This is a genomic window from Bacillus sp. FJAT-27245 (genome assembly GCF_001273955.1).
GTDB lineage: Bacteria > Bacillota > Bacilli > Bacillales > Cytobacillaceae > Bacillus_D.
Window position 1 is genome coordinate 1,427,962 of record NZ_LIGI01000001.1, and the last position, 17,696, is coordinate 1,445,657.

A 17,696-nucleotide genomic window follows, 5' to 3' on the forward strand; every position below is an offset into this window, starting at 1 on the left:
ATTTTCCAAAGGGATTGCAAGAATCAAAGGGGGCAACAAAGATGAAAAAAGTACTGATGAGCCTGCTTCTATTCATTTCAGTTGTTTTTTATGAAGCACCGGCACTGGCTGCGGGCGGTGATATTATTATTATCAATAAGTCGACCAACCTATTGGCATATTACAAAAATAGCACTCTTGTGAAAATATTCAGCGTTGGCACCGGCAGGGAAGCATCCTTGACGCCCGAGGGGACATTCAAGATCGTCAACAAAATCGTCAACCGCCCGTATTACAAAGACAAAATACCGGGTGGAAGCCCCAAGAACCCGCTTGGGAACAGGTGGCTTGGGCTGAATGCCAATGGGACATGGGGAACGACGTATGCCATACATGGAAACAACAATTCTTCCTCAATTGGCAAATACGTCAGCGGTGGCTGTATCAGGATGCACAATGAGGAAGTCCGGTGGCTCTTTGATCAGGTGGCAGTAAACACACCTGTCATTATCACCACTTCAAAATTGCCTTTTCATTCAATTGCTTCAGCAAACGGATATAAAGTATCAGGCTCGGCCATCGCGGCAGCTCTCCCTTCATCTGTTACGCTAAAAAAGGGTAGCAAGGGCGAACACGTAAAAACACTGCAAATCGGCTTAACACAAATGGGTTATTCAACAAATGGAATAGACGGGGTTTTTGGTCCCGGTACAGAAGCCGCCGTGAAAAAGTTCCAAAAGGACAACAAATTGAAAGTGACCGGTACTACCGATTCGGCAACCTGGAAGGCTTTGGGGAAACTTTAGCAAGCCGGGGAAAGGCGGAACCGCCCTTAGTTTTGCAAGCAGAATGAAAAGCAGACCCGCTTCCCAACAGGAGCGGGTTAATTTTTTGGTTCTTCACCACAAAGAGTGGTTTTCTTTAAATTGTTGATTTACGCAGCACAAAGGAAAGCTCCCTAGAATAAACATCGCAGTGACAGGCGATTTTGCCTGTCACGAGGCGCTTCGCTTTCCGCGGGCAGTCCGGGAGCCTCCTCGGCGAAACCCATGCCTCCGGGGTCTCACCTGGCCAGCTTTTCCCTCAGGACATTGAAGGGCTTCCATAAATTTACCCACGCACGAAGGAAATGCGTAGCATTTTCGAGGAGTCTTCGCGCCTTCCACTCCAATCGCCATTCTACAAAATAAATTAATAAACCAGCACTTATGATGAAGACCCTTTTTTTGAAAAAACATCCCTTTTCCTGTAACTTTCTCCAATTAAATACAGTCTAAAGGTTTAGGTATTAGAATGCCATCAGGAGGATTGCCATGGAGAAAAAGTTTACGTTCGTTAATTCCAATTATGAAATGCTGAATAAGGACCAAACACCAAAGGAATTTACATATTCATCTGAAAATATTGAGGTAAGGCCGCGAATGCAGAAAACGTTCCGGTACGCAGCGATTATCATTGCCTCAGTTGCCCTTCTTGTTGCCGCTTTTTTCTCAATTCAAAAAATGAAACCGTCGGAGCGGGGAAACAAGGGGGATACATCCTCGGCGCCAATGGCTGGTTCAGAAAAATCGGTACGGAAAAAACCGGAGACGCCAGGCATACCGGAGAATTTTAAGCCTCAGGTGTTAAGCGGCGGATCCGCTGCATCTTATGTACTTGATTTAAAGATGCCCGAGAAAAACAGTTTCGAGGTTCATGCATCTATTGACGTAACCAATACATCCGATAAGGGCTGGAGCCAAATTTCATTTTTCTTTTTTCCAAACCAGCTCGGTGACCTGGCAAGGGATGAATGTCGCAGGAAGGTTCTCACATGGGCAATTGACAAATGCCTTAACGAAATTGGCGACAGCAATTTGACAGTGAACGAAGTAAAATTAAACGGTGAACCGTCTCAGTATGAATTGGAAGGCATAAAGATGAAGGTGCCATTAAAGAAGGCCTTACAAACTGGCGGGAAAGCAAACGTGGAATTTTCCTACTCCTTTGCGCTGCCGAATACGGGAAATGAAAAGTTTGCTTTCGACCTTCACCAATGGTATCCGATGCTCCCGAATTTTACTTATGATTGGCTCATCCAGCCGTCCGCCTTTGGAGTAGAAACATATTCCCCCGTACCTTCGAACTTCCGCTTGCGTTTTCAAATACCCGATAATCTTATTGCCGTAACTTCGGGAACCGACCGCGAACAGGCAGGCGGATCAGGGGATGTGCAGGAACAGAGCCTAAAAGACATGAATGTAATGCTTCTGGATAGCTACAAAATGTTTAAAACGGAGGCGGGTTCAATTGAAATCCGTGTATTTGCCCTTGAAGAAGAATTGGACAGGGGAAGAGAGGTACTTGCCAAAGCTGCGGAGGCAGTCGGTTTTTTTACAGCCCGCTTTGGAGAATTGCAGCATAAGCAGATCGATATTGTCCTGACAAGCGAGCGGAAGGGCAGCTATCCCGGGATGGTCCTCCAGCCGTCCGTTATTAAAATTGATAAATATTTCTATCCCCAGGTAGAGGAAACCCAGGACCATTTACTCGTCCATCAGCTTGCCCAACAGTGGTTTAATGGGAAAGTCGACTTTGACAGGCATACGGATTCGTGGCTGAATAATGGCCTTTCCGAGCTGTCGGTTTCTCTCTTCTTTTTGGCCGGACAAAAGAAAAGCGAAGAGGAAAGCTTCGCGTTTGCAAACACATTTGATGAATTTTATATTATGAGGACGGATCTTAAATCCAACATGCCTGCTGACCAATATATCGGGATACAAGGCGGAATGGTTGGCCAAATCCAGGCGAAGCCCACGCTTTATCTATGGAGAATGATGAAGCCATATGGAGCTGAACCGGCACTTGCTTTCCTGTCCGATTACCTCTCCACCTATTCGGGCAAAAAACTGGCGACGATTGAATTCATCCGTTTTACGAAAGAGTATTTCAATGTGGATAATAGCCGGTTTGCCGAATGGCTTGAATACAACCCTTATGAACAAAATGATTTCTCCGACTTTTTCGACCTCTAGCCTCGACGGTGAATGGTTTTTGATCCAATACTTGTAAAATGCCAAACAGTTTCTTTTTGGCGCTGGATTGAGTATAATCTAACTATTCCAATTGAATATTCCTTCGGGGCAGGGTGAAATTCCCTACCGGCGGTGATGGGGCAAGTCCCCTAAGCCCGTGACCCGTTTGCCGTCTTTTTTTGGCAAGCGGTGGATCCGGTGTGAATCCGGGGCCGACAGTATAGTCTGGATGGGAGAAGGAAGCAGCAGGTTTTGAGAAATAAGGGAATGGTGTGCCTTCTGTAAAGGGCCGCCGGTTTTTGGCGTATTCCGCTTAAAAACAGATGGCCTTTAAAAATATGCCAGAACCCGATAATTTCAAACCTTTATTTGAGCATGCCGTTTTTCAGCCCCAAAGCGCTTTTGCCTTTGGGGCTTTCGCATGTTTTTCCACCCCTTTGGGATATCCTTATAATGGATAAGCCACGATAAAAGGAGAAAAGAATGTTTACTGGAATCATTGAGGAAATTGGCACTGTTTCAAGAATCGCCGCAACAGGCATATCCATGGTCCTTACAATCGAGGCGAAAAAGGTTTTGGAGGATGTCAACCTCGGCGACAGCATATCCGTGAACGGAGTCTGCCTGACGGTAACTTCCTTTGATAAAAATCGGTTTACCGTCGATGTCATGCCGGAGACCATGAAAGCTACGAATCTCGAGGACTTAAAGACGGGCTCAAAAGTCAACCTTGAACGCGCCATGGCGGCCGGCGGCAGGTTTGGCGGCCACTTTGTGAGCGGGCATATCGACGGCACGGGAACGATTTTAGGAAAGAAAAAGATGGCGAATGCCGTTTATTATGAGATTAAAGCAAACCCCTCCATGATGCCTTTCCTCATTTTGAAAGGATCTGTTGCTGTGGACGGGACAAGCCTGACCGTTTTTGATGTAACCGGTGATACATTTACCGTTTCACTCATCCCCCATACACTGTCTGAAACGATTCTCTCCCTTAAAGAAGCGGGCGACAGCGTCAATATTGAATGTGACATGCTTGGCAAATATGTTCACCATATCCTTAACCCAGGCAAAAGCGAAACTCGAAAAAAGAAGCAGGAGATAACCGCCCAATTCCTGGAGAAGAATGGGTTCATTTAAGGAGGGATCACCATGTTCAGCACAATAGAAGAAGCCCTTCGCGATTTACAGGAAGGGAAGGTCATCATCGTCTGTGATGATGAAGGGCGCGAAAACGAAGGGGATTTTGTCTCACTGGCCCAAAAGGCTGTGCCCGAAGTCATTAATTTCATGGCCACCCATGGGAGGGGGCTAATATGCGTTCCTGTTGAGGAAGGCATCGCGGAAAAATTGAGGCTGCACCCAATGGTGGACGAGAATACAGATGAGCACGGAACCGCTTTTACAATTAGCATCGACCATAAATTCACAACAACCGGGATTTCCGCATATGAACGGTCAGCAACAATCCTGAGCATGCTTGACCCAACTGCCCGCCCTGAGGACTTTAAACGGCCGGGGCATGTATTTCCGCTTGTTGCAAAAAAAGGCGGGGTCTTGGAAAGGCCCGGCCATACAGAAGCGGCGGTCGACCTAGCCAAACTTTGCGGCGCAAAACCGGCCGGCGTCATCTGCGAAATCATGAATGAAGATGGCACAATGGCCAGGGTTCCCCAGCTTGCAGAAGTAGCCAAGCGCTTTGGACTCAAATTGATTACAATAGAAGATTTGATTGCTTTTAGAAAAAGGAAAGAACAGCTGGGTGCAACAAACTAATTCGCCCTGTTGAATCAAAACTGGAGGAATGGACGATGAATAAAGTTTACGAAGGCAACCTCATTGGTACGGGCCTGAAAATAGGAATCGTTGCGGGGCGTTTCAACGAATTTATTACTGACAAATTAGTGGGTGGCGCGCTCGATGCCCTGAAGCGCCATGGAGTAAATGAGGAGGATGTGGATGTAGCATGGGTGCCAGGCGCTTTTGAGATCCCGCTCATCGCCCAAAAGCTGGCCAAGGGCGGTAAGTACGATGCAGTGGTCACCCTTGGCGCGGTCATTCGCGGATCCACGCCGCATTTTGATTATGTATGCAATGAAGCTGCCAAAGGCGTCGCGAACACCGCTCTTTCAACTGGAGTTCCAGTCATCTTCGGCGTGCTGACTGTCGATTCAATCGAGCAGGCAATCGAGCGCGCGGGTACGAAAGCTGGGAACAAAGGCTGGGAGGCAGCCGCATCGGCAATCGAAATGGCCAACCTCATCCGTGCCATCGAAGTATAATACCCAGTAATGTTAAAGGAACTGCATCGCGCAGTTCCTTTTGCAAATTCCCTCCATACTTTGGAGAATAATCCGAAAAAGTGGGCAACCTTGTTATAAAAATCTTTTTTGAAAAAGGAGAAATCCATAGTGAGCGAGCTGAAAATGGATTCAAAAGTGCTTTCCATACTTGAAGATAAAATCCAACTTATAAAAACCGCCAAAGGAGCCATTTATTTGGTCGGCCCAATCCGGCTTCCCGTCAATCTGTATGGGGAAACAATCGAATTCCAATGGTACTGCTGGCTCAATTGTGATGAAGTGACCGAGGATTACCAGCGGATCATTGACAAATTGTCCTCTTCCAATCTTGCGGAATTGCAGCAATCAAGCGTCCTTGCTTACGGAGATTTCCAGTATGGCGACGACGCTCTCATCCGGATGCACTCTATTTGCCATACAGGGGACATTTTCGGAAGCAAGCGGTGTGACTGTGGCTTCCAATTGAAAAATTCGATGAAAATGATCGTGGAGCATGGTACGGGAGCCTTATTCTACCTGGCCAACCATGAGGGCAGGGGGATTGGGCTATTCAGCAAGGCGATGGCCTATATTCTTCAGGAAAATGGCTACGACACCGTTGAGGCGAATGAGGGACTTGGTTTTGTGGACGATTCCAGGAATTACGAGGATGCGATTTCCGTCCTGAAAGCATTGCGCTCCAAACCGGTTTCCCTGATTACGAACAATCCGAAGAAGCTGGAGGCGCTAAGGGAGTCAGGCATGCCTATTTCCGGCCGGCGCCAGCTATGGGGCGACGTTTCCGAATACAATGAGAAATACCTGCAGACGAAGGTTAACCGCTCCGGGCATCTTCGGGAGGAGGGTTCTTGCCTGAATGACTAGTGATGAGTTTTATATGGGCCTAGCCCTGCAAAATGCCCGGGCGCTAAAAGGCCAGACTGACCCGAACCCGCTCGTCGGCTCGGTTATTGTGAATGAAGGTAGGATTGTCGGCGTTGGCGCGCACTTGCAGGTCGGAGGCCCGCACGCGGAAGTCCACGCCCTTCGGATGGCGGGCGAAAAAGCACAGGGCGGCACAATCTATGTCACTTTGGAGCCGTGCTCGCACCACGGCCGGACAGGCCCGTGCGCCGAGGCGATTGTCGAGGCCGGTTTGAAAAGGGCGGTTATCGCCACACTTGACCCGAACCCGATTGTCAAAGGTAATGGCGTTAAAATCCTCCAGGATGCCGGCATTGAGGTTGAAATAGGAATCTGTGGAGAGGAATCCCGGAAGATGAACGAGGTTTTCAACAAATTCATAGTTGAAAAGAGGCCGTTTGTTACGATGAAGGCGGGATCTTCCCTTGATGGGAAAATTGCCACCCATACATTTGAGAGCAAATGGATTACCTCCGAAGACGCCCGCCGGGATGCCCATCTCTCAAGGAACGAAAACATGGCCATCCTGGTTGGCGTCAATACAGTTATAAAAGACAATCCGGAATTGACCACGAGGATTCCGAATGGAAGAAATCCGATTCGTGTCGTGCTGGATTCAGCATTAACTATACCGCCTGATTCAAAAGTGATTACGGACGGACTGGCGGAAACATGGATTTTTACAACCCAGGATGCTGATCAGGGAAAAGGGAAACTGCTTGAGGAGCGGGGGGTTAGTGTATTCCGTACAGCGGGCCGGGGTAAGGTGGACCCTGGAGAAGTGCTTGATATTCTAGGAGAAAAGCTGGTCTCGTCTGTCCTGGTTGAAGGGGGCGGAACCATCCATGCGAGTTTTATCGATAAGAAATTAGTCGATAAAGTCATTCTTTATTTGGCTCCGAAGCTGATTGGCGGAAAGGCTGCACCGACATTTCTTGAAGGTGCCGGGGCAACTACAATGGCGGATGTCATTGATTTGGAACATACGACAATTGAAAGGATAGGCCGTGATTTCAAGTTCACCGGCTATCCGGTATATGATAGAGGGAAGGCCAGCAGCTAATGCTGGTCTTTTATTTTGGAAAAAATTCCGTAGCAATTGGACAATTCGTACAATTGGGAAAATGGGTGTAGTAAAATAGCCTTAGGAAAGAAAGGGGATGGGAGAATGGAACTGCTTTCAGTGTCGGGAATAAGAAAGGCGTTTAAGGATTTTGAAGCCGTACGCGGAGTTTCATTTACGGTCGGAAAAGGTGAAGCGTTTGGATTGCTCGGGCCGAACGGGGCAGGGAAATCAACAACCATCAATATGCTGACGGGCCTTTTTCCTCCTAATGAGGGATCAATCATGCTTTCTGGCATCGACATGAAATCCAATCCGAAAAAAGCACAGGCACTGCTTGGAATTGTACCGCAGGAAATCGCCCTGTACCAAACGATGAGTGCGAAAGACAATCTTTACTTTTGGGGAAGGATGTACGGCCTTTCCGGCAGCCTCCTTGATCAGCGGGTCGCCGAAACGCTGGAATTGATTGGACTTGCCGACAGGGCCAATGATAAAGTCGAGACATTTTCCGGAGGGATGAAACGGAGGGTCAATATCGGAGCGGCTATATTGCACAGGCCTGAATTGCTGATTATGGATGAACCAACCGTAGGAATTGACCCGCAGTCGAGAGCCCATATCCTTGAAACGGTTAAGAGATTGAACAATGAGGGAATGACAGTCATCTACACAAGCCATTACATGGAGGAAGTGGAGTTCCTTTGTGAGCGGATTGGCATAATGGACCACGGCAAGCTGATTGCTTCCGGAACGATACCGGAACTGAGGGAGACGATAGGTGACAGGTCGAGGATGGTCTTTACCATCCAGGGTGCTCCCAACCCAGATATCCTGAAGGGGATTGTACCACCTAAGGATTGCCAGGTTTCCGGGGATAAATTGACCGTTTTCCATAAGGAGCCTCAATCCGTACTGAGCTCTCTCATCCAGCGAATTACGGAAATGGGTGCGCAAATTTCTGGAGTGGAAATCGTCGAACCGAACCTGGAAAGCGTTTTTTTGCATTTGACAGGAAGAAGCCTGCGCGACTAAGGGGGGAGAAAAATGAATTTCTGGTGGCTTGCTTTAAAAGACACAGTCCTAATCGCGAAGGACCGGAAAGCCTTGCTTACACTTATCCTAATGCCATTGCTATTGATCGGTATACTGGGAGCGGCATTTGGCAAGCTGATGGGAGACGGCGAAGTAAAACTGGACAAATTCACACTCGCCGTGGCAAATCTTGATGATGGGGAGATGGGCACGGTTCTCGAGGAAGAAGTTTTTGAAAAAGGCCTTCCTAATCTTGTGAAAGTGAAAAAGTTGGATGAAGCCGAATTATACAGGAGCCTCAAGAACCAAAAAGCCGCTGTGGGCCTAATTATTAATAAAGGTTTTTCCGAAGCAGTCCTTACCGGTAAGGAAGCGGAGGTGAAGCTGATTTCGATCCCGTCAGCTGGCATTCAGGCGACGATAACGGAAAACGTCGTTCAGCAGTTTGCAAGGGAAGCTGCAATCAGGTCCAACGGGGTAAAGCTTGCCATTGAGGCCGCGGCAAAAGCGGGGGATCAGGGGCAGGCAAATCTTGGTGCGGGTCAATCTTTTACGGGGGAAGACCCATTCACGCTTGTAAAGGAAGAAGCAGCGAAGGAAGAGGGATTGCCGGTCGGCTCCTTTCAATATTATGCTGCGGGCATGGGAGTCATGTTCCTGCTCATGACTGTTACCATTGGGGTATCTGCCATGATTGAAGAAAAGGAACAGGAGGTTTATAAACGGCTCCTTGTTTCAAAATTAACCCATTATGAATACCTGGCCGGGAAAGTGCTTGGCCTCTTATTTTTATCGACGCTGCAGCTGTTTGTGATTATTCTCGGAACCCGATTCATTTTTTCGGTTGATTGGGGGCCATCCCTCATAGGTGTCTTCATAGTTGGAATAAGCTTCGTATTCAGTGCCTGCGGTCTCGGGGTCATGGCAGGTTCACTCGTGAAGACCGGAAAGGCTTTTAATATTGCGGGTATGCTAGGGACGCAAATCATGGCGGCTGTTGGGGGGAGCATGGTGCCTTTGTACCTGATGCCGGATTGGGTGAACACACTCGTAAAAGTTTTTCCGAATGCGCTTGCCCTGCAATCATTCCTGGAACTTATGGCTGGCGGCGGGATAAGCGATATCCTCCCAGGCGCGGCTGGACTTTTGGGGCTGGGGKTTCTTTTCCTGGCCATCGGTTGGCTAAGGTTTGCCGGGGAAAGGAGGATAAAGTATGCGTAAAACAGCCGCGATTGCGCTGCTTCACCTAAAGTCAATGGCGCGGACCCCGTCTGTATGGGTTTTGATGGTTGTCATGCCGCTCATGTTCAGCATTATTTTCGGGGGAATGGCTGGCAGTTCTGAAAAAAACAAACCGATTGTACTGTATTCAGCCGGAAACGATGATGTATCTTTACAGGCTGAGAAACTGCTGACAGGGAATAAACAATATAAATGGGAAAAGGTTTCCGCGAAAAAAGCAAGAGAAGCCGTCAACGGCCAAAAGGCCATCGCCGCAGTCATTATTAAGGGAGAATTGGCTGAGCGGATTACAAACAAGGAACCGCTGCTCACCGTTGCAATCCAGCGCGAGACACAGGAATATTTGGCGTTGTATCCTCATCTTGAAGGAACGGCGCGGTCAATCGTTTCAAGCTATCAGATTGCTGTCGATATCGCGCCAGACGAATTTTCCACACTTTTGCAGGATGTGTCGGGCAACCAGGGAATCCGAATTGAAAAAGAAGTCATTCAACGGAAAGGAAGCAAGGGGGAGGCTGTATCCCTAAGTTCCATCGGATTCACGATCATGTTCATGATGTTTGGTATTTCAGGAGCGGCTTCAACAATTCTTGAAGAAAGGGCTGGCGGAACTTGGGCAAGGCTGATGGCAGCGCCAATAAGCAAGTTCCAAATTATTTCTGGTTATATCCTGTCCTATTTTTTACTAGGATGGCTCCAGCTTGGCATTCTGGCTCTCTCGATTAAAGTGCTGTTTAACGGGAGATGGGGAAGCCCGCTTTATTTCATCCCGTTTTCGTCACTTGTCATCCTAACGGTGGTCGGCCTTGGCCTCATGATTGCCGGATTGGTAAAAACGAAGCAGCAGGCGGGTGCATTGAGCGCTGTCATCATTGTCAGCACAAGCATGCTCGGGGGCGTATACTGGCCGCTCGACGTCGTTCCCGATTTCATGAAGCTAATTGCAAAATTCGTCCCCCAGAGCTGGATGATGTCAGGGATACGAGAAATTGTAAGCGGAAGCCTCCACGGTCCGACGATTTGGACGTCAAGCGCGGTTCTCGCCGGTTTCTGTCTGTTGTTTTACTATATGGGACTAAGGAAGCTGAAATATGAGCATTGATAGACATACAAAAAGAGAGCCTGTCCGGCTCTCTTTTGTAGTATAATTAGATGCGCTTCGCACCTACATAACGTGGCTTCCAATAAGAGTTGCTTAAGTATGCGACGGATACGCCTCTAGATGATGCGGCATGGATGAATTTTCCGTTGCCGATATAGATGCCGACATGGGTCGGTTTAGACGCTTTGTATGTTTGATAGAAAACAAGATCGCCAGGCTTCAGGCTGGTAACGCGAGTGCCCTTGCCCCACATTTCCCCAGCTGTTCTTGGAAGGGACTTTCCGGCTTTGCCAAAAGAATACTTCACGAGGCCTGAGCAATCAAAACCCGTTCTTGGGCTGATCCCGCCCCATGTATAACGTTTTCCCATATTGGCTTTAGCGACGGAAATTGCACTGTTGTGATAAGTTGCAGCTTCACTCATGGACGGCAGGATTGTGACCATCATAGTTGCCATAAACAGAACCGCCATAAATTTCTTCAACATGTAAGTTTACCCCCTGGTGTCATTTGCTAAACCTACTATACTCTATTCTATTTAACAGCGTCATCACAGCTATATTACAAGTCTATTACAAGTCGAGTTGAAAATTCAGAAAATTAACATAAATATTACTTTTAAAGGTGAAAATACTAGATTATTATGTTGAAAAGCCTTGATGTTACTGGATTAATGGCCTCTTAAGCCGTTTGCGGTTCATCAAGGTTAATTGGTCTTTTAAAAGTAAACAAACTGTGAAAATAGTAAAAAATGTGGCTTGAATATATAAAACATTTGTAAAAAAAGAGATTTTTCCATAAACATTTCTTACAAAATTGTAAGGTACGATTGTGAAAATGTAAGGGAAGACGATGGATGCGTAATAAGAATTTTATTACAGTAAAAGTAACAAAAGAGCAAAGAGGGATGAATATGGATTTGGTTTTGGAAGCTGTCGGAATCAATAAGTCATTTGGTAGCAAGGGAAATGTGTTTTCCGCACTTCACAATATCGATGTGAAGATTGAAAAAGGGGAATTCACTGCTGTCATGGGGCCTTCCGGAGCGGGAAAAACAACCTTGCTGAACATTTTGTCGACAATCGATACGCCAACTTCCGGCATTGTAAAAATTAACGGTACGAATGTACAAAGCTTGAAGGAAGCGGATATCAGCATGTTCCGGAGGGAAAAGCTCGGCTTCATTTTCCAGGATTACAATCTCCTGGATACATTGACAATAGAAGAAAATATCGCTCTTCCACTTGCACTTGCCGGAATGCGGCCAGCGGAAATCGGCGGTCGTGTAACGGAAATTGCAAAAGCGTTCGGGATAGTTGAGACTCTTGGAAAATATCCTTATGAGGTATCGGGCGGACAGCAGCAGCGGGCATCCGCGGCGAGGGCCCTTGTCGCTAATCCTAGCATCGTTTTCGCTGATGAACCGACTGGCGCCCTTGATTCAAAGTCGGCACACATCCTATTGAAGACTCTCGAGGAAATCAATAAAGCCAATGCCTCAACCATTTTGATGGTCACTCACGATCCATTTGCCGCGAGCTTTTGCAGCCGTGTCATTTTTATTAAGGATGGCGGGTTTTTCACCGAATTGAGGAAGGGAAGCCAAACGAGGAAGCAGTTCTTCCAGCAGGTTGTAAATGTTCTGGCTGCCCTGGGAGGTGGACAGATTGAGTCTGATTGAGCTTACAAAACGGAATATCCATAGAAACCTGGGTGCCTATTTGGTTTACTTTTACCCGATGGTCTTCAGTGTTGTTATTTACTTTACCTTTGTTTCCCTGCAATACAACCGAAACATCATCAATGCGGCTGCGAGCCTTGGGAAAATCGGGCCGGCATTCATGGCGGCTTCAGTTTTCCTGATGGTTTTCTCGGCGTTGTTCATCCTTTATTCCAATAGCTTCTTTATGAAAAAACGGAAAAAGGAAATCGCGTTGTATTCGCTATATGGCATGTCGAAAAAAGTGATTGGCAAAATGCTTTTTTATGAAAATATGCTCGTCGGCGCAATAGCGCTGCTGGTTGGCATTGGCCTTGGCGCAGTCCTGTCCAAGCTGTTTGCGATGGTCCTAGTAAAGCTGATGGGGGTTCCAATTGTTGCTGGCTTTGCGTTCTCAGCGGGCGCGGCATTCCAAACGATTGTGGTTTTCATTCTCATTATTTCCGCTGCCTCCATCTATAATGCAAGGGTTATTAGGGTATCGACACTCCTGGAACTTTTCCAGGCGGGTAAAAAGGCGGAGAAGAAGCCGCGAGCGTCCGTTGGCGTGGCTATTTTATCACTGTTATTCATCGGAACAGGCTATTGGGTTGTCCTCCAGCCAGTTTCCTCCAGCCTCTGGACGAATCACGCCTGGCTAAAGATCCTCGGTGCCCTTGCTTGCCTGATTATTGGGACGTACCTGTTCATCCGAGCGTTCATCGTTTATATTCTTTCAGCTCTCTCGAAAAGGAAGGCTTTTTTTTATAAAGGACCTAACATGATTAGCACTTCAAATCTGCTCTTCAGGATTAAAGGGAATATCATTGTCCTGTCTGTATTGGCGTTGCTGTCCACATTCACGCTATTCCTGATGGGGGTAACGTGGAGCCTGTACGCCAATCTGAATGATATTTCGAAGGAGAATTTCCCTCACAGCTTCATTTATACGGTGCAAAATGAGGAAGCGGAAACGGAAATTGCCCGGCTGTTCGAAGCAAGGGAAGATATCCTTTACAGCCAAAAGATCGAGCCTGTGAAAATTGAAGCTGGCCCCGATTTTTCCGGAAGGTTTCCTCCCGAGTACCCAATCCTGCTTATTCCGGAATCCTCTTTTAGGCAACTCGCCGGGAAAATGGGGAAAGATGCTGACCTAGATTTCGCTGGCAATGAAGCGATTGCCTTTTACGACGGCAATTTGAACAGGACGCATGATCCTTATAACGGGAGGAAGATTGGCTTGCCTGGAGGGGAAACCGTAAAATTCGCTTCCTATGAAGGCTATTCGCTTCTAAATCAAGCCATTTTTGCTTTCCCGGTTGTTATAAAAGATGCTGTTTATAAAAAAGCAGTGGGGTCAGGCGCGCATACAACACAGCTGCAGATTTACAAACTAGGGAAGGAAAAGGATACAAAGGAGCTGGGGGAAAACATCGAAGAAATTCTCTGGGAACATGCGGAAGATCGAAATGAGCTAATTTGGTCAAGTTTTTACAAGGAATACGCGCAGGGGATGGAAACGTACGGAATCCTTATTTTCATCAGCGGCTTTCTCGGACTTGTCTTTCTAATGGCAACCGGCAGCGTCCTGTTTTACAGGCAGCTGTCAGAAGCGGCCGCCGACAGGCCGAGATACCAAATCCTGAGAAAGATTGGCTTCGACACGCGGGAAATGAAAAAATCGATCAGGGTCCAGACATTGTTTGTATTTTCCATTCCAATCCTTCTTGCCGTATCACATAGTTCAATCTTGATTTCGGCGCTCGCCGGGTTTGCCGGCATCAGAATGGCTGGTCCGTTCATGGTCGTCATCGGTCTGTATATCGGCCTGTATTTGGCCTACTTCAACTACACGTCGGCCCGTTTTTTTACACTTGTAAATGAATAGGCACGCAAAATAGGGATGGTTCTCCATCCCTATTTCCATTTACTCATTCCCGCTGCCTGTCCCGGTTCCAAGGTAATACACACCTCCGGGAACCGGAAAATGAATGAGCGCCTCGGTATAGACTCCTTTTTCGGAATTGACGGTCACTGTATGGCCGAGCTTATCGGCGATTTTTTTGGCGAGATAAAGCCCCATGCCCGTGGATGAATGGAGTTCGCGCCCATTTTTCCCGGTAAAGCCTTTCTCGAAAACCCTTGGAAGATCCTCCGGTAAAATTCCGATCCCGTTATCCTTGATCGAAATCACCCGTTCCTTTGAGTGAACGTAAATGGCAAGATCCCCTCCAGCAGGGGTATATTTAAGCGCGTTCCCTAGCAGCTGATTAAAAATGAACAGAATGGCTTTCTTGTCGGTAAGCGCCTCAAAGCTCTCCAAGCGGACGTCCAAGCGGATTTTTTTTGCCAAAAAAGCTTTGGAATGGGCTTTCATTGATTCCTTGACGACTTTTCCAATCTCAACCTCCTGGATGAGGTAGTCGTTATTGAATTCATTCAGGCGGGAAAAATAAAGGGCCTGCTCGACGAAATGTTCGATCCGGTCCATTTCTTCTTCAAGGCTCGGGCTTCCTTCTCCGGTTTCATAGAGCATCCGGCTAATGGCAATCGGCGTCTTGATTTCATGGAACCAGGAAGTCATGTATTCCATCCATTCCTTTTTCTCTTCGTTTGCCATCCTAAGTTCTTCAAGATAGTTCCGGTAGTGGCCCTTGATGATAGCTAGATACAGTTTTTCTTCGTGGGTGTGTTGCATGCCTTTGAAAACTGATGCGCCGCCCGGCTCGTAGGCTTCTGCTTCCTTAATGAATGTTTTCTTCCTGCGGAAATCGATGAAGAAATAACCCGCGATGATGAGAGCTGCAACAAAATCGATATACAACAGGCTCGCAGGATGAATGGACAGGGACGGGTCGGCAAGGGCGATGGCATTGATAAAGCCAATGATAAGTGTGAAACAGAGGATGAGGGCTTTTTGGCCGGAAACGTATTCTCCAGGTTTCATTGCAATATATACCCCTGCCCTTTTCTCGTTTGGATGATGCCTTCGAGGCCGAGGCTTTCAAGCTTCTTCCTGAGCCGGTTCATATTGACTGTCAGGGTATTGTCATCTATAAAGCTTTCATCCTCCCAGAGGGCCCTCATGATTTCATCCCTTCCTGTGATTCTGCTAGGCCGTTTCATGAGCATCGCCAATAGATGAAATTCATTTTTTGTTAAAATAGCTTCCTTCCCCTCGAATTGCACAGCTGCTTTTTCAAGGTTGAGGAGGATCCCGTTGTATTCGAGTACAATTGTTTCCTGCTGTCCTGCTGTTGTTGCAGTTGCCCTCCGAAGCATGGCATTCAGCTTCGCGACTAGCACGTCAAGCGAAAAGGGTTTCTGGATATAGTCATCGCCGCCGACATTCATGGCCATGACGATATCCATATTCTCCGTTCTCGATGAAATGAACACGATCGGAGCGGTTGTCACTTCACGAATTTTTTTGCACCAGTAAAACCCATCGTAGCTGGGCAGGTTGATATCGAGCAAAATGAGATCGGGCTCCAGGCTGGCGGCTTGTGCATCAATATCCTCAAACGAACCGACCGGGCAGGGGGTAAAATCCCATTTTTCCAGATGAGCGGCAATCAGCTGCCTTAACTTCGGTTCATCCTCCACAATCATCACTCTTCTCAAAAGGCCACCTTCTTCTTACAAAGTTTGTATCTATAGTATAGTAGACTTGGCAGGAATTTAGTAGAGTGCCATTTTTTGAAAGATGACTGGAGGGAACAATATGATTAAGGGGATCATTTTTGATTTTGACGGACTGATTGTCGACACTGAGTCGCTATGGTATGACGCATATAAGGAAGTTATGGGAGAATTCAGCTGCGACCTCCCGCTTGAGGAATTTTCAAAAGTAATCGGGACGACAAACGAAGTACTGAATGCGTATTTTGAAAAAATGACAGGAATGACTGTCGAGAAAGCAGACATCCATTTGAAAACGAATGAGTTTTATAAGCAAAAAGCAGGCAGCCTGGCGCTCCGTGAAGGGGTTCGCGAGTATTTGGATGAAGCAAAAACCCTCGGTGTGAAAATCGGCCTCGCATCCAGTTCGCGGAGGGAATGGGTCGAATCATATTTAAGGAAGTTTGGCATTTTCGACTATTTTGAAACAATTAAGACCAAGGAAGATGTCGAAAAAGTAAAACCGGATCCGGCACTCTACATATTGGCGCTTGAAAGTCTTGGAATCTCTCCTGAAGAAGCGGTCGCTTTCGAAGACTCGCTGAACGGCTCAGCGGCTGCCATCGCAGCCGGGATGCACTGTGTCATCGTCCCGAATCCGGTTACCAACCACCTTCCGTTTGAAAACTACCGACTCAGGCTTGGTTCAATGGCGGAGAAAAGTTTGGCGGAAGTGCTTGAGGAAGTTGAAAGGTGCGGACTGTGAATTGCAGCGGGCCATCCTTTCGAATTATGCTTTGCTTTTTCTTGTAAGGGGCGGCCATTAAGTTTATGTTTGCCGCCAACTTATCTTTGGTAAAGATACCTTTGAACATGATAATGTAAAATCAAGAAACCGAAGGGAGTGGTTTTCATGTATAAAAGGCCAGAGCAAGGAGAATATCCATCTTATTATGAACCTTACATCTCATTGGTACCAGAAGGGGATATTGTTTCAGCTTTGGAAAGGCAGGCGGATGAAACTGTCATCCTCCTGAAAGGGTTGTCGGAAGCCCAGGCTTTATTCCGGTACGGCAAGTCTAAATGGAGCGTTAAGGAAGTTTTGGGACATATGGCGGATACGGAACGGATTATGGCGTACAGGCTTTTAACGATTGCGCGCGGGGACGCGGTACCACTCCCTGGTTTTGAGGAGAACGCATACGTTCGGGAAGCCGGGTTTGACCGCGAACCACTTGAAAATTTGCTAATGAATTTCCTGGCGGTCCGTGCGGCGACGGTAAATCTGGCGAAATCGCTCGGCGAGGAAGCGTGGACACGGACCGGGAATGCCAATGGCTATCTCGTATCTGTGAGGGCAATCGCCGCAATTATCGCGGGCCACGAACTCCACCACCGCAAAATCCTTATGGAACGATACCTTGGCTCCAACGGGTTCCCTGCAGGGTAAGGCGTAGTGAAGCAGGGACATACCCTGCGTAGCATTTTAGGGAATTTGTGAAGTATAATATGTAAAAGGCAGGGGTAATCTCCTGTCTTTTTTTTATCCGTGTTCTTAACCTTCGATTGCAGGAAGAAGCTCCTTTTATTATGGAGCGTTTTTCATGAAATCGGGTTACTTCCCTGGTTGGGCGTACCACTTAGCGCCAATTTTTCGCATAGCGGCAAGATATCGGGAATTTCGAAGCACATATCCAGAAATTCAAGGCACTTATCCGGAATTTCAGGAGACATA

16 protein-coding genes, 1 pseudogene and 1 riboswitch are annotated in these 17,696 nt (G+C 47.3%); of the genes and pseudogenes, 14 read left to right on the top strand and 3 right to left on the bottom strand.

What is annotated here, in order from left to right:
• The first annotated feature begins 41 nt into the window (after positions 1 to 41).
• The 10 genes and pseudogenes from ADU24_RS06860 to ADU24_RS06905 all read left to right on the top strand — a co-directional run bounded on the left by ADU24_RS06860 (position 42) and on the right by ADU24_RS06905 (position 10,641).
• Positions 42 to 785 carry a L,D-transpeptidase family protein gene (locus tag ADU24_RS06860; protein ID WP_053365931.1) on the top strand — a complete coding sequence of 248 codons (744 nt, stop codon included), beginning with the start codon at positions 42 to 44 and terminating at the stop codon, positions 783 to 785.
• Between the two features lie 507 nt (positions 786 to 1,292).
• On the top strand, positions 1,293 to 2,993 hold the full coding sequence (locus ADU24_RS06865; RefSeq protein ID WP_053365932.1) for a hypothetical protein: 1,701 nt from the start codon (positions 1,293 to 1,295) through the stop codon (positions 2,991 to 2,993).
• 95 nt (positions 2,994 to 3,088) lie between these two features.
• A riboswitch (FMN riboswitch) is annotated at positions 3,089 to 3,238 on the top strand.
• Positions 3,239 to 3,476: 238 nt separating this feature from the next.
• On the top strand, positions 3,477 to 4,133 hold the full coding sequence (gene ribE, locus ADU24_RS06870) for a riboflavin synthase (protein WP_053365933.1): 657 nt from the start codon (positions 3,477 to 3,479) through the stop codon (positions 4,131 to 4,133).
• Between the two features lie 12 nt (positions 4,134 to 4,145).
• Positions 4,146 to 4,754: pseudogene (gene ribB, locus ADU24_RS06875) on the top strand (3,4-dihydroxy-2-butanone-4-phosphate synthase); the annotation flags it as partial.
• A 50-nt stretch (positions 4,755 to 4,804) separates the two neighbouring features.
• A complete protein-coding gene (gene ribH, locus ADU24_RS06880) occupies positions 4,805 to 5,275 on the top strand; it encodes a 6,7-dimethyl-8-ribityllumazine synthase (protein WP_053365934.1) in 471 nt (156 codons plus the stop codon).
• Positions 5,276 to 5,419: 144 nt separating this feature from the next.
• Positions 5,420 to 6,160 carry a GTP cyclohydrolase II gene (locus tag ADU24_RS06885; protein WP_053368817.1) on the top strand — a complete coding sequence of 247 codons (741 nt, stop codon included), beginning with the start codon at positions 5,420 to 5,422 and terminating at the stop codon, positions 6,158 to 6,160.
• The gene (ribD, locus tag ADU24_RS06890) at positions 6,153 to 7,262 is read left to right on the top strand and encodes a bifunctional diaminohydroxyphosphoribosylaminopyrimidine deaminase/5-amino-6-(5-phosphoribosylamino)uracil reductase RibD (RefSeq protein ID WP_053365935.1); all 1,110 of its coding nucleotides are present in this window, start codon (positions 6,153 to 6,155) and stop codon (positions 7,260 to 7,262) included. The genes ADU24_RS06885 and ribD overlap by 8 nt, the downstream gene beginning before the upstream one ends.
• 111 nt (positions 7,263 to 7,373) lie before the next feature.
• A complete protein-coding gene (locus tag ADU24_RS06895; protein ID WP_053368818.1) occupies positions 7,374 to 8,297 on the top strand; it encodes an ABC transporter ATP-binding protein in 924 nt (307 codons plus the stop codon).
• 12 nt (positions 8,298 to 8,309) lie between these two features.
• A complete protein-coding gene (locus ADU24_RS06900) occupies positions 8,310 to 9,518 on the top strand; it encodes an ABC transporter permease (protein WP_053365936.1) in 1,209 nt (402 codons plus the stop codon).
• The gene (locus ADU24_RS06905) at positions 9,511 to 10,641 is read left to right on the top strand and encodes an ABC transporter permease (protein ID WP_053365937.1); all 1,131 of its coding nucleotides are present in this window, start codon (positions 9,511 to 9,513) and stop codon (positions 10,639 to 10,641) included. Before ADU24_RS06900 ends, ADU24_RS06905 begins: the two co-directional genes overlap by 8 nt.
• Before the next feature lie 46 nt (positions 10,642 to 10,687).
• On the opposite strand, the gene ADU24_RS06910 is transcribed toward ADU24_RS06905, so the two are convergent.
• Positions 10,688 to 11,128 carry a C40 family peptidase gene (locus ADU24_RS06910; protein WP_053365938.1) on the bottom strand — a complete coding sequence of 147 codons (441 nt, stop codon included), beginning with the start codon at positions 11,126 to 11,128 and terminating at the stop codon, positions 10,688 to 10,690.
• Positions 11,129 to 11,554: 426 nt separating this feature from the next.
• Here ADU24_RS06910 and ADU24_RS06915 point away from each other — a divergent pair, with 426 nt between their 5' ends.
• Positions 11,555 to 12,322 (top strand): ABC transporter ATP-binding protein, encoded by a 768-nt coding sequence (locus ADU24_RS06915; protein WP_053368819.1) that lies wholly within the window; start codon positions 11,555 to 11,557, stop codon positions 12,320 to 12,322.
• Positions 12,309 to 14,228, top strand: a complete 1,920-nt coding sequence (locus ADU24_RS06920) for an ABC transporter permease (protein ID WP_053365939.1) — start codon at positions 12,309 to 12,311, stop codon at positions 14,226 to 14,228. The genes ADU24_RS06915 and ADU24_RS06920 overlap by 14 nt, the downstream gene beginning before the upstream one ends.
• 39 nt (positions 14,229 to 14,267) lie before the next feature.
• On the opposite strand, the gene ADU24_RS06925 is transcribed toward ADU24_RS06920, so the two are convergent.
• Both ADU24_RS06925 and ADU24_RS06930 read right to left on the bottom strand, forming a co-directional pair.
• The gene (locus ADU24_RS06925) at positions 14,268 to 15,287 is read right to left on the bottom strand and encodes a sensor histidine kinase (RefSeq protein WP_053365940.1); all 1,020 of its coding nucleotides are present in this window, start codon (positions 15,285 to 15,287) and stop codon (positions 14,268 to 14,270) included.
• A complete protein-coding gene (locus ADU24_RS06930) occupies positions 15,284 to 15,952 on the bottom strand; it encodes a response regulator transcription factor (protein ID WP_331457065.1) in 669 nt (222 codons plus the stop codon). The genes ADU24_RS06925 and ADU24_RS06930 overlap by 4 nt, the downstream gene beginning before the upstream one ends.
• A gap of 115 nt (positions 15,953 to 16,067) precedes the next feature.
• Here ADU24_RS06930 and ADU24_RS06935 point away from each other — a divergent pair, with 115 nt between their 5' ends.
• The gene (locus ADU24_RS06935) at positions 16,068 to 16,727 is read left to right on the top strand and encodes an HAD family hydrolase (protein ID WP_053368820.1); all 660 of its coding nucleotides are present in this window, start codon (positions 16,068 to 16,070) and stop codon (positions 16,725 to 16,727) included.
• Between the two features lie 147 nt (positions 16,728 to 16,874).
• Positions 16,875 to 17,411, top strand: a complete 537-nt coding sequence (locus tag ADU24_RS06940) for a DinB family protein (protein ID WP_053365942.1) — start codon at positions 16,875 to 16,877, stop codon at positions 17,409 to 17,411.
• Positions 17,412 to 17,696 lie beyond the last annotated feature (285 nt).

What these genes read in the sequence shown, in the direction of transcription:
- ADU24_RS06925 (WP_053365940.1), bottom strand. Translation starts at nt 15,287, where the DNA reads ATGAAACCTGGAGAATACGTTTCCGGCCAAAAAGCCCTCATCCTCTGT.
- ribE (WP_053365933.1), top strand. Translation starts at nt 3,477, where the DNA reads ATGTTTACTGGAATCATTGAGGAAATTGGCACTGTTTCAAGAATCGCC.
- ADU24_RS06865 (WP_053365932.1), top strand. Translation starts at nt 1,293, where the DNA reads ATGGAGAAAAAGTTTACGTTCGTTAATTCCAATTATGAAATGCTGAAT.
- ADU24_RS06910 (WP_053365938.1), bottom strand. Translation starts at nt 11,128, where the DNA reads ATGTTGAAGAAATTTATGGCGGTTCTGTTTATGGCAACTATGATGGTC.
- ADU24_RS06930 (WP_331457065.1), bottom strand. Translation starts at nt 15,952, where the DNA reads ATGATTGTGGAGGATGAACCGAAGTTAAGGCAGCTGATTGCCGCTCAT.
- ribD (WP_053365935.1), top strand. Translation starts at nt 6,153, where the DNA reads ATGACTAGTGATGAGTTTTATATGGGCCTAGCCCTGCAAAATGCCCGG.
- ADU24_RS06940 (WP_053365942.1), top strand. Translation starts at nt 16,875, where the DNA reads ATGTATAAAAGGCCAGAGCAAGGAGAATATCCATCTTATTATGAACCT.
- ADU24_RS06915 (WP_053368819.1), top strand. Translation starts at nt 11,555, where the DNA reads ATGGATTTGGTTTTGGAAGCTGTCGGAATCAATAAGTCATTTGGTAGC.
- ADU24_RS06860 (WP_053365931.1), top strand. Translation starts at nt 42, where the DNA reads ATGAAAAAAGTACTGATGAGCCTGCTTCTATTCATTTCAGTTGTTTTT.
- ADU24_RS06905 (WP_053365937.1), top strand. Translation starts at nt 9,511, where the DNA reads ATGCGTAAAACAGCCGCGATTGCGCTGCTTCACCTAAAGTCAATGGCG.
- ribH (WP_053365934.1), top strand. Translation starts at nt 4,805, where the DNA reads ATGAATAAAGTTTACGAAGGCAACCTCATTGGTACGGGCCTGAAAATA.
- ADU24_RS06885 (WP_053368817.1), top strand. Translation starts at nt 5,420, where the DNA reads ATGGATTCAAAAGTGCTTTCCATACTTGAAGATAAAATCCAACTTATA.